Source organism: Ureibacillus acetophenoni (assembly GCF_900220965.1).
GTDB classification, from domain to species: Bacteria; Bacillota; Bacilli; order Bacillales_A; family Planococcaceae; genus Ureibacillus; species Ureibacillus acetophenoni.
Genome location: NZ_OBQC01000026.1, coordinates 1 through 13,716 on the forward strand (window position 1 = coordinate 1; position 13,716 = coordinate 13,716).

General features: G+C 33.7%; 14 protein-coding genes, 1 pseudogene and 1 riboswitch. Of the genes and pseudogenes, 10 read left to right on the forward strand and 5 right to left on the reverse strand.

Annotated features, from left to right (window positions below; genetic code table 11):
- Positions 1 to 617: 617 nt before the first annotated feature.
- Together CRO45_RS19250 and CRO45_RS19255 are read left to right on the forward strand one after the other, a co-directional pair.
- Positions 618 to 1,130 carry a hypothetical protein gene (locus CRO45_RS19250; protein ID WP_097151256.1) on the forward strand — a complete coding sequence of 171 codons (513 nt, stop codon included), beginning with the start codon at positions 618 to 620 and terminating at the stop codon, positions 1,128 to 1,130.
- A gap of 35 nt (positions 1,131 to 1,165) precedes the next feature.
- Positions 1,166 to 1,768: a hypothetical protein gene (locus CRO45_RS19255; protein WP_170949568.1), complete on the forward strand. Its 603-nt coding sequence runs from the start codon at positions 1,166 to 1,168 to the stop codon at positions 1,766 to 1,768.
- 127 nt (positions 1,769 to 1,895) lie between these two features.
- On the opposite strand, the gene CRO45_RS19260 is transcribed toward CRO45_RS19255, so the two are convergent.
- Both CRO45_RS19260 and CRO45_RS19265 read right to left on the reverse strand, forming a co-directional pair.
- Positions 1,896 to 2,150 (reverse strand): hypothetical protein, encoded by a 255-nt coding sequence (locus tag CRO45_RS19260; RefSeq protein ID WP_097151258.1) that lies wholly within the window; start codon positions 2,148 to 2,150, stop codon positions 1,896 to 1,898.
- Between the two features lie 31 nt (positions 2,151 to 2,181).
- Positions 2,182 to 2,490, reverse strand: a pseudogene (locus CRO45_RS19265) (helix-turn-helix domain-containing protein); the annotation flags it as partial.
- A 377-nt stretch (positions 2,491 to 2,867) separates the two neighbouring features.
- Between CRO45_RS19265 and CRO45_RS19270 the strand changes: the two are divergent.
- From CRO45_RS19270 to CRO45_RS19290, 5 genes are all read left to right on the forward strand, one after another.
- Positions 2,868 to 3,437 carry a TetR/AcrR family transcriptional regulator gene (locus CRO45_RS19270; protein WP_097151259.1) on the forward strand — a complete coding sequence of 190 codons (570 nt, stop codon included), beginning with the start codon at positions 2,868 to 2,870 and terminating at the stop codon, positions 3,435 to 3,437.
- Between the two features lie 568 nt (positions 3,438 to 4,005).
- The gene (locus tag CRO45_RS19275; RefSeq protein WP_097151260.1) at positions 4,006 to 5,226 is read left to right on the forward strand and encodes a MalY/PatB family protein; all 1,221 of its coding nucleotides are present in this window, start codon (positions 4,006 to 4,008) and stop codon (positions 5,224 to 5,226) included.
- The gene (locus tag CRO45_RS19280) at positions 5,223 to 6,509 is read left to right on the forward strand and encodes an amidohydrolase (RefSeq protein ID WP_097151261.1); all 1,287 of its coding nucleotides are present in this window, start codon (positions 5,223 to 5,225) and stop codon (positions 6,507 to 6,509) included. The genes CRO45_RS19275 and CRO45_RS19280 overlap by 4 nt, the downstream gene beginning before the upstream one ends.
- A gap of 158 nt (positions 6,510 to 6,667) precedes the next feature.
- Positions 6,668 to 7,324 carry a carboxymuconolactone decarboxylase family protein gene (locus CRO45_RS19285; RefSeq protein WP_097151262.1) on the forward strand — a complete coding sequence of 219 codons (657 nt, stop codon included), beginning with the start codon at positions 6,668 to 6,670 and terminating at the stop codon, positions 7,322 to 7,324.
- Between the two features lie 269 nt (positions 7,325 to 7,593).
- Positions 7,594 to 9,084 carry an AbgT family transporter gene (locus CRO45_RS19290; RefSeq protein ID WP_235864679.1) on the forward strand — a complete coding sequence of 497 codons (1,491 nt, stop codon included), beginning with the start codon at positions 7,594 to 7,596 and terminating at the stop codon, positions 9,082 to 9,084.
- A gap of 282 nt (positions 9,085 to 9,366) precedes the next feature.
- Here the strand turns inward: CRO45_RS19290 and CRO45_RS19295 are convergent, their stop codons facing one another.
- Positions 9,367 to 10,140, reverse strand: a complete 774-nt coding sequence (locus CRO45_RS19295) for an SDR family NAD(P)-dependent oxidoreductase (RefSeq protein WP_097151264.1) — start codon at positions 10,138 to 10,140, stop codon at positions 9,367 to 9,369.
- A 208-nt stretch (positions 10,141 to 10,348) separates the two neighbouring features.
- Between CRO45_RS19295 and CRO45_RS19300 the strand changes: the two genes are divergently transcribed.
- On the forward strand, positions 10,349 to 10,630 hold the full coding sequence (locus tag CRO45_RS19300; protein ID WP_097151265.1) for a hypothetical protein: 282 nt from the start codon (positions 10,349 to 10,351) through the stop codon (positions 10,628 to 10,630).
- A 195-nt stretch (positions 10,631 to 10,825) separates the two neighbouring features.
- Here CRO45_RS19300 and CRO45_RS19305 read toward each other — a convergent pair whose 3' ends face one another.
- Positions 10,826 to 11,791 (reverse strand): S66 family peptidase, encoded by a 966-nt coding sequence (locus tag CRO45_RS19305; protein ID WP_097151266.1) that lies wholly within the window; start codon positions 11,789 to 11,791, stop codon positions 10,826 to 10,828.
- Positions 11,760 to 12,524, reverse strand: coding sequence for an HAD-IIB family hydrolase (locus CRO45_RS19310; RefSeq protein ID WP_097151267.1), 765 nt, complete (start codon positions 12,522 to 12,524; stop codon positions 11,760 to 11,762). The genes CRO45_RS19305 and CRO45_RS19310 overlap by 32 nt, the downstream gene beginning before the upstream one ends.
- A 426-nt stretch (positions 12,525 to 12,950) precedes the next feature.
- Here CRO45_RS19310 and CRO45_RS20370 point away from each other — a divergent pair, with 426 nt between their 5' ends.
- Entirely contained in the window at positions 12,951 to 13,073 is a 123-nt protein-coding gene (locus tag CRO45_RS20370) for a hypothetical protein (protein ID WP_268878141.1), read from the forward strand.
- Positions 13,074 to 13,260: 187 nt separating this feature from the next.
- Positions 13,261 to 13,361: riboswitch (purine riboswitch) on the forward strand.
- A gap of 149 nt (positions 13,362 to 13,510) precedes the next feature.
- Positions 13,511 to 13,716 (forward strand): solute carrier family 23 protein (locus CRO45_RS19315; RefSeq protein WP_328588624.1); only part of this gene is annotated, 206 nt, incomplete at its 3' end.

Below are 13,716 nucleotides of genomic sequence, written 5' to 3' on the forward strand. Positions count from 1 at the left end.
GGAGTTATTATTTCCAATCCCGATACATTTGTGTCGATTGGAAACTTATCATCACCTACGACTCTACTAGCGATTATTGGCTTGGTTATTACGATTGTTATGTTAGTACGTGGAATAAATGAGGGACAGAGGGACAGGTACAATGTCCTGACTTCAGAATAATTGAAAAGTGGGACGAGGTGCCTGTCCCCTCGTCCCAAAAATGTGAACAATTTAAAAGAACTATCCATAAACTAGTAGATTGAAGTAATTAGAAGATATTCTACAATTTCAATAGATAATATCATATAAGTAATTTTTAGTTAAATTCTTAATGATACTTATATAGAAACCCTAATATAGCAGTTGAATTTTAAAATATATAAAAAGACAAAAAGATAAATAATTGTCAAATCTATTATAATGGTTATTCTTTCAATATAGGTCTTTTTGCATAAAAACAATTAATGTTTTATATTTTATTCTAATTATTTTGAAAATATAAGAATATTTTACCGATACAATCGATTCATTTTTTAGAATATTTAAATACAACATATTTACTTTTCCAATATTATGTTAATGTGAAAATAACTGGTGGCCATCAGTTAATAAATTATATTGGGAGAGTAAATAACATGAAGATTAAAAACAAATTAAAATCGGTAGTGCTTTCTGTTACACTAATTGCATCATTAGGACTTTCTACAAATGCTCAAGCTAGTGAAATTACTCCAATGGCTATTGATCTTAATGGATATGAATACATTCATAATTGGGGGACAACAGGACAAGAAGTTACATGGCAGCATGAAGCAACTAACCCATCTGGTATAACTTCTGCAGTAACACGTTCTGTTTCTCGAGAAAAATATTCATCTGGAACATATTCTGCTAATGCAACATTTAAAGGAATGCAATGGGAAGTAGGTGTTTCAGCTGAAGTTTCTGATGGAGAAAGTATAACTGAAACTACATCTGTAACTTGGAATATTCCTCCTAATTCTACATATTTGCTAAGATTTGGTAGTAAATTTGGGCAAGCGTCAGGCACAGAGAAATATTGGTCTAATGGTATAGTACTCAGATCCAAAACAGTATCGGGTAAATGGACCTACATGAGTTTCCATGATAGTATACCAATAAGATAATAGGATTTAAAGATTGGAGATAATAGGTGACGAATTTGAAGTTTAAATTAGTATTAATTATTTTAGTGATTATCTTAACCGGTTGCTCTGGCACTAAAACTACGAGTGAATCTAATTCTCAGCCTGTTAAAGAGAAAACTGAAATCGTACATGAATCAGACAACAATGTTACCTCAAGTGATATTGTTAAACCTAAATCGTTGGATAAAAAGTTTATACCACCTAATTTCCTTGTAAAGGAGTTTACAGTAAAATCATCAGATAAAAAAATGGAAGTCATTTTAAAATATCAATTAAGTGATGATTTAAATACTTATTTAAAGGATAATGTTAAATTTTTATTCAACGTTGAATTCTCAGATATCTTATCAAATGATGTTGGAGTTAGTAAAACTAATACTGTAGAGGGGCTTGTAGGTCATGACGGTGAATTGAGTCATACGGTAATTTTAACAGCAAATCTACAAAATGAGATAAATCCTTCACTAAAAGAAATGATAAACAATGATGAAATGAGATTTAGACTTATAATTTACGATGAGTTTATGGTTGCGGTTCATATTTTTGAGGATGTTCAATGGGCTGATAGTTTTGTTAATGGAGAGAGTCAACATATTATTTTGGATGATACAAAATAATATAAAAGATTAATATAAAACCAGGAATTTAGCATATTGAAATTCCTGGTTTTATTTTTAGTATAATACATAATAAAATAGGTACTCTGGTTTTTGGTTGGGTTTTTCAAACATGAGATATATTTCGTTAATTGAACAGTATACGTTGCGCTGTATCGACTTGATTTCGAAAAAATCTGTCAAGCAATTGTAAATTTTCTTTTTCATCTAATTCTTTTAAAAGTTCTCTTGCAGGTCTTTTAGGTAATAATCCATTTTTTATAGCCTCAACCTCTTCTACTGCTTTTTCAATATCTTTTAACGCTTCATCATTATCTTTAAAATATTCATCGCTATTTGCAATTGCTTCGATTATCTTTTTTCTTTCTTCTTTATTAGGCATAATCTATTTCCTTTCTTTTGAAAAGTTGAATTTATTCTTTTGATAGTCTTTTTAATGCTTCACCATTTTGATAGACCAATTTATTAAATAAGTTTTGAATCCGTTTTTTCTTTTTAGCACGGAACATTGTGCTTTTGGAGATACCAGTAATTTCTTCAACTTGTTTATATGAATTAGTATCTAATAACTGTAAAGCGTGTTCAAGTTGTTTTTTAGTGTATTTAGGGGGTCTACCTTCTTTAAAGTCAGGATTCTGTTTAGCAATCATTTTACCTTCTTGAGTACGTTCTAAAATTAGATTTCTTTCCATTTCTGCAACAGCTAACAAAGTGGTTAAAAAAGGGACAGAGGGACAGGTACAATGTCCTGACTTCAGAATAATTGAAAAGTGGGACGAGGTGCCTGTCCCCTCGTCCCACTCGAACGCCTTTTCAGATGCTTTCAAGGAAATGGCAGAGTTGTTCGAGGAAGTTAAGTGATTGATATTCATTACTTTTTATGGGATGTTTACTAAAGATTATCTAGTTAACTTTATCTACCCTTTGTCCCCGCATCCCTTGGCTAACACTTTTATAGCAGGATAGTTGTGGGGACCCTGCAAGAATGAATGTATTGGGGTTTTTGATTCCAGCTTGATAGTACTTTAAATATATGGTAATTTAAAATTGTACCTAATAGTAGGTACAAAGTATAATAATTTAACAAAAAAGGTGACATATGTCTAAAAGGTCTGAAATTATCTCTATCTCAAAACAGCTTATTTACTCAAAAGGTTATCAAGCAACAGCTATAAGTGATATTCTTACTACTGCTAATATTGGCAAAGGACAATTTTATCATTATTTTTCATCTAAGCACGATCTTGGTTTGGCTGTTGTAGAAGATTTAGTTCAAAAGTGGGACCAGAAGATAATCATTGATATCTTCCATTCATCAATTGAACCTGAAGAAAAGTTAAATATTATGCTTGATAGAACTATCGCTTTTCATACTGATAATAAGTCAGGTTGTCCAATGGGTAATTTAGCTATTGAAATGAGTGAACATGATGAAGCGTTTCGTTTGAAGATTAAACATTATTTTGACCGTTTCATTAAAGCAATAGAATTATGTTTAGACGAAATGATTAAGAGAGGTCAATTGGACTCCACCACCAACTCTGAAAAAAGTGCTCAAGCAATGGTAGCTTTGATTGAGGGTGGGATTCTATTAGCGAAAAACCAACAAGACATCAATTTTTTAAAAAACGTTATAGATATAATACGCGAACAGTACAAACTTACTTAATGGCACGTAATTAATTACATGCCATTTTTTTTTGAATATCTACATTATGCTATTAACCTTGCCAGAGTATTGGATAGTGTAACTAATCTTATATAATTTCATATCTTATAGCTTTCATCGGATAAGAATCAATGTTTCTTGAAATATAAAACTAATCTTTTTTACCAACTAAAAAAATAATTAGAAAACATCTTGAATTATGGTTACTCATTTGATAAAGTGAAACTAGGTATTTAATATTCAGAATATTCAAAAGGAATTGAATATTGGATATCTAAATTTTTTAAAGGAATTGTACCAAACGGTAGGTACATAATAATTAATTAAATAATTTCTTAAGCAAACACTATCTAAATCTTCAAACGGGTAGGAAAAGAGTATCTGTCTTTTAGTACTAGCAAATTGTACCGAATGGTAGGTACAGATGGTTAGGAAAATTAAATTCCTTAGGAATACTAAAGCAAGTAGTTTTTTAATCTAGCATTGTTGCAACACTGGTTGGTAGTAGTGAATCAATATAAGGTGCTCCAAGTCTCTTATAAATATCTATCGTAAGGAGGGCAAATGAATGAAATATAATTTTGATGAAGTGGTAAACCGCAGAAATACCAATTCGCTTAAATGGGATGGTGTTGACCTTATTAAGCAAATCGGATATACGGAGAGGTATGACGAAGAAACCATACCATTATTTACTGCAGATATGGATTTTCCAGTTTCACAAGCTATAGTCGATGCCTTGCATAGAACGGTGGATCAGCGCATTTATGGTTACTCTATTATTCCAGATGCCTATTATAAATCCATCCAGCAGTGGTTTAAAAAGAAATACGACTGGGATATACAGAAGGATGAAATTGTCTACAGTCCAGGAACTATTCATGCCATTAATATTGCAATAAGAGCATTTACAGAACCCGGTGATGGAATTATCATTCAACGGCCTGTTTATCCACCATTTACAGCAGCAATAGAAAGTAATGGAAGGCAAGTTAGAAATAATGCATTAAATTGTGATGATAGTGGTTACTATTCTATTGATTTTGAGGACTTTGAAAAAAAAGCAAAAGAGGAAAACACAAAAATGTTTATTCTTTGCAACCCTCACAATCCGACCGGAAGGGTTTTCACTAAAGATGAGCTTGCTAAATTATCTGAAATTTGTGCAAGACATCATGTTCTCATTGTTGCTGATGAAATTCATGGCGATCTAATTAGATGTGGACAAACCTTTATTCCAATTACAAAAGTAGCTGGCAGTCAGGAAGGGATTATCACCTTTACAGCTATCAATAAAACATTTAATACAGCAGGTCTTCATTGTACTAATGCGATTATACAGGAGAGTAATCTTCGAAATAAATTTATCACAACTATGGGTATGCATTTACCTTCACCCTTTACAATAGCCGCATTAATTGCTGCTTACAACGACGGGGAAGAATGGCTGAACCAGCTAATAGAATATATAGATGACACTATGGAGTGGATAGTGAACTTCTTAGCTGACAGGATGCCTGATGTCAAAGTAAGGATACCTGAAGGCACCTATGTTATGTGGATGGATTTTAGCGGCTATGGAATTTCCCCGGAGGAAATACATGACCGCATCTATAACAAAGCCAATGTTCTATTACAGGATGGCAAAGTGTTTGGTGAGGAAGGTTTAATGTTTCAGAGAATCTGTGTCCCATCTCCAAGACAGATTCTAAAAGAGGCTTTTGAAAGAATAGCAAGAGAATTTGAAGATTTAAATACGAAAAAGCGAGAAAAGGAGTTTGCTAAATGAAAACACATGAGAGAAGTGATGTTATCGATGCGTTAGTGTTAGCTAAACAAGCAGAACCCTATGTAATTGAACTAAGAAGAGATTTTCATCGATATCCTGAAGTTGGTCTGCAAGAACATCGGACAATTGGTGTTGTGACAAGTGAATTAGAAAAAATGGGTGTCCCATATGAAGTAGTTCCAAATGGTGGTGTGATTGGGGTTATTGAGGGAACTGAACCAGGAAAATCACTCATATTGCGAGCTGATCTAGACGCGTTACCAATGAAAGAGGAAGAGGTCAATTTAAAAACAAAAAAATTGGTTGTTTCCGAAACAGATCATGCAGCTCATACATGTGGACATGATGGTCATATGGCGATGTTACTGGGTGCAGCTAAAATTCTTTCCGAGAACAAAGATCATATAAGAGGAAAAGTGATTCTGGCTTTTGAACAAGCTGAAGAAATTGGAGGTGGAATATATAATCTTTTACACAAACTAAAGGAAATCGGTGCCAACGGTGTATGGGGTATTCATCTTAAGTCAGATATACCATCAGGGAAAATATCAGTGGATCCTGGTCCGAGAATGGCATCCTCAATGTATTTTAAAGTGAAAATTAATGGGAAAAGTGGACATGGCTCAAGACCGGATTTATCCATTTCACCTTTAGATTGTTTTACTAATTTCTATCAAAGTTTAAAGAATTTACGTTTAAGTGGCCTAGACCCTTATCAACCGATTACCTATTCTATTGGTAGTGTACATGCCGGCTCTGCACCTAATATTATTCCTGAATACTTAGAGTTTGGAGGTTCAATTCGGTTTCTACACTATGAACAAGGCTTGAAAATGGAACAAGAGTTTAAAAGAGTTCTAGAAAAAACCTGCGAATTATATCGTTGTACTTATGAGTTTATACAAGAACCAAAATTAGCTGACACAACCATTAATAATCAGGAAGATTGTTCTAGTATAGCTAGTGAATCTATTAAAAAATCCCTTGGTGTAAATGCCCTTTATCATTATCCGGCGTGGATGGCATCTGAATCATTCGGATTCTATCAGAAATGCTTCCCTGGTGTATTTGCATTTGTTGGGATAGCAAACGCGGAAAAAGGAACCGGGGCAGAACATCATAATATCTATTTTGATATAGATGAAGATGCTTTAACACTAGGTGTGGCTGCAACAATTCAATATACTCTGGACTTTTTACAATCTGAAAAAAATATTAACTTTACACCTGAAAGTGATGAATCAATTGAAGAAACTTTTATTAAAATGAATCTTTCACGCTAATTTTTGGGGGAAAAAATTTCATCAAAGGATAATTTCAAAAGGAATGTTCATCCTTTAATGAACATGGATCTGTTACTTAGCTTTTAACAGTTAATAAATATAATGGTTAATGGAATTTTGTCTTTTTAATAAAAACTAAAACTTGGAGGTTTTTCATAATGAATAACAATAGTTTATATCAAAAATCTTATATTCGTAGATTACCTGAGCTTTCAAAACTAGCACCAGACACATTCAAGGCTTTTGTTGAATTTGATAATAAAGCTCTTTCAGACGGTATTATTCCTAAGAGAACGAAAGAGTTAATTGCTATAGCGGTTGCCCACGTAACAGGATGCCCATATTGCATTGATGTACATGTATCGGCTGCTAAAAAACTAGAAGTTTCAAAAGATGAAATGTCTGAAGCAATTATGGTAGCTACAGCGTTAAAAGCAGGCTCTTCTATAGCACATGGGTTAAATGCATTGCAAGCTTATGATGGTGAAGATAATGATGATTTGTATCAAAGAACAAACATGGCTCGATTTAAAGAATTTTATAAATTAAGTCCTGAAGCTTTTCGAGGATTTAATAAATTTGATTTAGAAGCAATGAAGCAAGGTCTCTTAAGCAAAAAAGAGAAAGAGTTAATTGCCGTTGCTGTTGCACACGTAACTGGTTGTGCATATTGCATTGAAACACACACTAAAAATGCAAAGAGTTTAGAAATATCAAAAGAAGAACTAGCAGAAGCGATTTTCGTAGCAACAGCTTTAAAGGCTGGTTCAGCTCTTGCACATAGTGTCAATGCACTGAATGCTTATGACTATTAATTAGTAGTAGATATGTAGAATAAGTTGTGAGATGGAAAATCAGATGCTTCACAATATAGTAATTTTACCTACAAAATAGACAATTGTATTAATAGTTAGAATAATAGAATTGTCTATTTTCTAACAATTAAATAAGACTTTTCGGAGTTAAGAAAAGGAGAGAATCTATGAAAAATAGCACAAAAGAAATTCAAAGAAGGGAATATACTAATCCTACTTCTATTACAACAAATAGTTCTAGTAAAAATGAAATTCAAAAAAGGTCCTTCATGGACAAAATTTTAGTATCTATTGAGAAAGCTGGTAATAGGCTCCCTGATCCAATTACTCTATTTCTCATTATGTCTATATTAGTATTAATAGCATCGTGGGTGCTATCATTGTTTGGAGTTTCTGCAATTAATCCAGTGACAGAAGAAAAAATCGAAGTAGTCAATTTGCTTAGCGTAGAAGGGTTACATTTAATAGTTACTAATGCGGTTAGTAACTTTGCTGCATTTCCTCCACTTGCTGCAGTGTTAACCATGATGATAGGTGTAGGATTGGCTGAGCACTCAGGACTTATTTCTACGTTAATGAAAAAAACTGTTATGAATGCACCACAGAAACTAATTATACCTACTATAATATTATCCGGTTTAGTTGGACATACAGTAGGTGATCCAGCATTTATCGTTCTTCCGCCTATAGCGGCACTGATTTTTATGAGTTTAGGCCGAAATCCAATGGTAGGGCTAATTCTTTCATATGGAACTGTTGCAGCCGGGTTTAATGCGAATCTAATTATAAGCGGAACAGATGTACTATTAGTAGGCATTTCAGAGTCTGCCGCACAACTTGTAGATGTGAATTATACTGGGCAAACAACTATGAATTACTACTTCATACTTGTATCAACTATAATGCTCGTGATTATTGGGACTTGGGTGACTAAGAAGTTTACAGAACCGAAATTCGGAAAATATGAAGGAATTGTTGAAATCCTTGAACCAGTATCCCCACTTGAAAGTAAAGGTTTGAGATGGGCTGGAATTACTACTCTAGTTTTTACAATAATATTGGCCTTAACTGTAATACCTAGCAATGGGATTTTAAGGAACCCGGAAACAGGGAGTATTTTAAATTCACCATTTATGTCGGGTTTGGTTATTATTCTAGTACTTTACTTCTTATTACCTTCATTAGTATATGGGTTTATCACACGATCAATACGTAGCGACAAAGATGTAGCAGAAAAAATATATAAATCTATTGCTGATATGGCTCCATTTATTGGACTAGCCTTTGTAGCAGCACAGATGCTTGCCTATTTTAGTTGGAGTAATATTGGGATTATTATGGGTATTAATGGAGCTAACTTTTTACAAAACTTAGGTTTCACTGGGATACCTTTATTTATTGGTTTCATTTTATTAATCGCAACAGTTAATTTGTTTATTGCAAGTGCCTCTGCAAAATGGGCCCTTTTAGCTCCAATATTTATTCCAATGTTTATGTACTTAGGTTACTCGCCGGCTGTAACACAAACGGCATACCGGATAGGCGATTCAATTACAAATGCTATTACACCGATGTTGGCCTATTTCGCAATTTTGTTAACATTCGCAAAGCGTTATTATAACAATGTTGGAATAGGTACACTAATCTCAGCGTTGCTCCCTTATACTGTGTTTTTTGGGATTGGGTGGATTATTCTGTTCATAATTTGGTTCCTTTTAGGATTGCCATTGGGACCTGGAGATGGGATTTATTTAAATTAAAAGGATTATGCTGGTTCTATAATTGCCAAGGGACTTAAGGACAGGCTTGTCCCATAAGGTAGGTAGATTAGATTAGAAAAATATTTATATGAGTAACGATGGATATTGTACTGTTGCCGGTATAATATCCCTTTTTTATTTTAAAGTTGGCAAATGTGGCTAAACAATGTAAAAATATGGCTTTCATTAATGTTTTAACACGGACTATCTAAATTTAATAGAACATAATTTTATAACATAAAAGTAGAACCTCAACTAACGAGAAGGTTCTACTTTGATAGATTACGAACGAGAACCCATACCACCATCAATTCGGTATTGTGCTCCTGTAATAAATGTACTTTCGTCACTTGCTAGGAATAAAACAAGATTTGCAATATCTTCTGATTCGCCATAACGGCCTAATGGAATTTTTTGTGTTAGTTGTTTTTTCGCTTCTTCTACGTTTTCAGGATTGAAACCAGCTTCCAAAGATCTCATCATTCTTGTATTTACTGGTGATGGATGAATGGAGTTAACTCTAATATTATCCTTTGCTACTTCAATGGCTGCAACCTTTGTCAGTCCAGAAACAGCATGTTTACTTGTAACATAAGGAGCAACTCCAGGGTCTCCATCTAGTCCTGAAATGGAGGAAGTGTTGATAATACTTCCGCTGCCTTGATTTGTCATAACAGGTATTACATGTTTTAAACCTAAAAATACACCGGTAACATTTACAGCCTGTACTTTTTCAAAGTCTTTAAGTGATACATCGACAATCGGTTGAACCTTTCCTTCGATTCCGGCATTATTAAAGAAAACATCAATTCTGTCAAATGCTTCAATAGTTTTATTAACATAATTTTTGACATCTTCTTCTTTCGTAACATCTGCTTGTACAACTAAAACTTCTCCTAAACCTTCTATTTCTGCTTTTGTTTTATCAAGAGCGTCTTGGAATAAGTCAACTAATACTACATTTGCACCTTCTTCCAAAAATCTTCTTGCAACTACTTTCCCAATTCCGCCAGAACCACCTGTTATAACTGCCACTTTTCCATTTAATCTAGTCAATGACAATCCCCCTTATAGTAAAACATTTTTTAAAGTTTGGATCTTCATTACAAGCCCAAACCAATCCCAGCATGCTTTAATACATATGCAGACTCAATGGATTTTAGTACAAGCCTCTGTCCCCTAGAATATGCAGGATTTCTCTTTACCACAATCAGACCAGATGTTTGTGATAAAATATAAGAAGACTTTTTCTTAGGAGGATTCTATGAGCTTGATCGCACAACATCCTTATATAAAAACAGAAAGAAAAGTGACAAGGTTTGAACAGTTTGAAATTGAACATGAACGAATCATTTCCTTATACACGGATAAGGTCGTTACACAGAATAGAGAGTTTCCGATTCAGGATGTAATGGATTTTTCTTATCGCGAAATTGCTAATCAAGGTGGTATTCTTTATTTACATACGCTACAAGGTGTATTTCCGTATGTCGTGAAATCTTCACCGGAAGATTTTATTACATCCTATCGAGCGAATTTTAAGTAAAGATTGTATTTCAATAAATCCAAGTTTGGTAAAAGAAAATCACTCCTCTATAGTTTCGGATTATTTATTTCATCTATCAACTTAGAGGAGTGTTTCATTTAACTATATTCAGTTTTGTAATTTATCAGCTGTAATTCCATCATCAACTAATAAATAGTCACCATTAATGTACGGTTTTTATTTATATCAAATTTCCTAAAAGACACTCAATTCCAATTTCAAATCTTGCGTATCAATACTAATTTCCCCACCTATAGGCAACGTCATCATCGGCTGAGTATGACCAAAATCCATATCATAAATTACTGGAATGTTCTTTAGCTGCGGATGTTTATCTAAAATAAAATGAAGTTGTTCTTCAGTCATTTTAGATACTCTTTGAAAACGGCCAATTAGTAAACCTTTTATACCTCCACTAGCTTGTAATAAGGAGGTCAAATCTCTTGCAAATGTCTCAGGTATTGTTAATTCATCGTCTTCTACAAATAGAATGCAGTCCTTCAAGTTAGGCATGTATTCGGTTCCTTGAAGTAAGTTGAGTGTGCATAGATTGCCGCCGATTAATCTTCCTGTAGCACTTCCTTCAGAATAAACTTTCCAATTCGTATCCTCATAAACACGATTTTCTTGATCTAAGTACCATGCATCATCACTCCATTTTTCTGATGGTTGCAATAGATATGCTTCGTTATTTATGAGACATTTTTTAAAATAAGTGGTTTGGTAACCTTGTAGGCCAGTCATTTGAAAGCTTGAAAAGTGAGGTCCGGAATATGTAATGAACCCACATTTTGCTGTAATTGCATTTGCAAGCGCGGTAATGTCGCTATAGCCGCATAATATTTTTGGATTCGCTTTAAGTAACTCAAAATCTATATAGGGAAGTAGTTCGTTACTATTAAAACCACCGATTACTGTTAAGATTCCTTTTACATTTTGATCAGCAAATGCATCATGTAAATCCTCAATGCGGTGTTCAATTGAGGACGAGTTTTGTAAATCACTTTCCTCGACGTGTTTTCCAAAGGTCACGACAAAACCTAAGTCTTCAAGCCGCTTCTTTGCTAATCGAATACCATCTTCCGATAATATTTTCATACTTCGGCTTGGGGCAATAATTCGGATTTCATCACCAAGTTTTAATTTCATTGGTATTTTCATGTTTTTGTTCCTCCAGACTTTCTATAATTCTTCTGATAGTAGCTGGAATCTCCGCTCTACTTATCGTTTCCGTGGCATACCGCTTTACGTCATTATCCCCAATACAAACACTATGAACGGCATGTTCAAATAGACACTGATCATTACTATCGTTTCCGAAGGCAATAAATTGGTCAACTTTCAATTTACGAAGGCCACTCACTTTATTCACCCCAAGTGGACTTATGTCGATTGCATGTTCATTTTTATATTGAACGGTTGTTATTGGTAATTGTGATAATTCCTGTAACACTTGCTCTGATGGGTGAAATAAAACCAGCTTACAAATTGTTTGTAGTTCAGTAATTTCTCGATTCTCCGCACTTGTTTTATCGATATTTTTAAAAATCGGGTGGTCCGTATCACCTGTATAGGCATAATCCCAATCACTATCTGCTAAATAGGTTAATTGGTTTGCCTCAATACAAGTTAATAACTGTTTTAATAAATCGTCCTTAAAATATTCCACTTGAATTTTCCCTTGTTCAAATACAAAGGTACCATTCCCACCAACCATGGACCCATGTCGAAAGGGTTCTGGCAATACCGGAAAAAGGTCTCTAATGGGTCTGGCAGAGGCAAAAATAATTTCATGATTTGCTCTGACTATTTCGTCAAAGGCTAGACAGATCGATTCATCGATTGTTCTTCCGTCAAAACAAACTGTCCCATCAATATCAAATACAAATTTCATATCATCAACTCCCTGCCTTGAGTATAATTGGAAGAAAAGAGATTTTGAAGGACCAATCAGGAAAAGAATTGTTACTTAGATATTGTGAGAAGCCTGCAATCACGGAAGATATTAAATACTTTCAGAACTGTTCTTTTCAATCGTCCCAAATATACATAAAATAGGGTTTCATGCTATAATTAAGTCCTGGCGAATAAAGAAAGAGTCCCCCGTATGTCCTCCGATGGCATCTATAAAAGGGACTCTTTTTTTCGTAAATTTATCTAGTTTGAAGTGTTTATAACATTAATTATGATGAATGTTATGACTTATATTTAATATGTTAAAATGCATTCGCGGTAAGAGGATCATTAATAATAAGTATTATTTGTTATAATACAAAGAAAGTCAGATATGTTCGTCTTGTGAAGAAAGAAGGTAAGAACGATGTCTAAATTGATGAAGATTGTAAAACTTTTGAACAACCCTAAAGTGAAAAAGGTGATTATAGAAAAAGGTGTACCAATAATTAAAAAGGAAATTGAAAAGAGAAAGAATAGAACAAAATAATTGATTGATATAGAATGACCACAATATCTTTTTAAATATGGTGGTAGCTGTGCCTGTCCCCTCTTCCCTCATGATTCTTCTTACAGTAGTGGATTTTATACTATTGAGGTAAAAAATTCTTATATAGAAGAACAACTATATTCTATTGACGTCCTAACTTAAACTTGTTATCATTCTCCTATTGTTTTTTAAAAGAATAGAGATACCTTGTATAAATTCAAGAATACGGCTTGAAAGTTTCTACCAGCTACCTTAAATAGCTTGTCTACAAGGAATGGAAAATTAATGATATTTTTTATATTCCTTTTTGTAGAAGAAAACTTTGGCCAAACTGTGGTCAAAGTTTTTTTATTTAAGGACATAATATAATAAGCTGTAAAACTAACCCCGGAATAATTTCTGTTCATTCTTTAATTATGCAACTAGGAGATTACATCATGAGAAACTTTTTTAAATTTACTGAACGGAATACTTCTTATAAGCAAGAGACACTAGCAGGAGTGACAACTTTTCTATCTATAGCATATATATTAGTGGTCAATCCACTGATCCTAAGCCAAGCTGGGATGGATAGTGGGGCTGTATTTACTGCAACAGCTCTTACTGCGATTATCGGTACACTACTAATTGGTTTGCTTGCTAA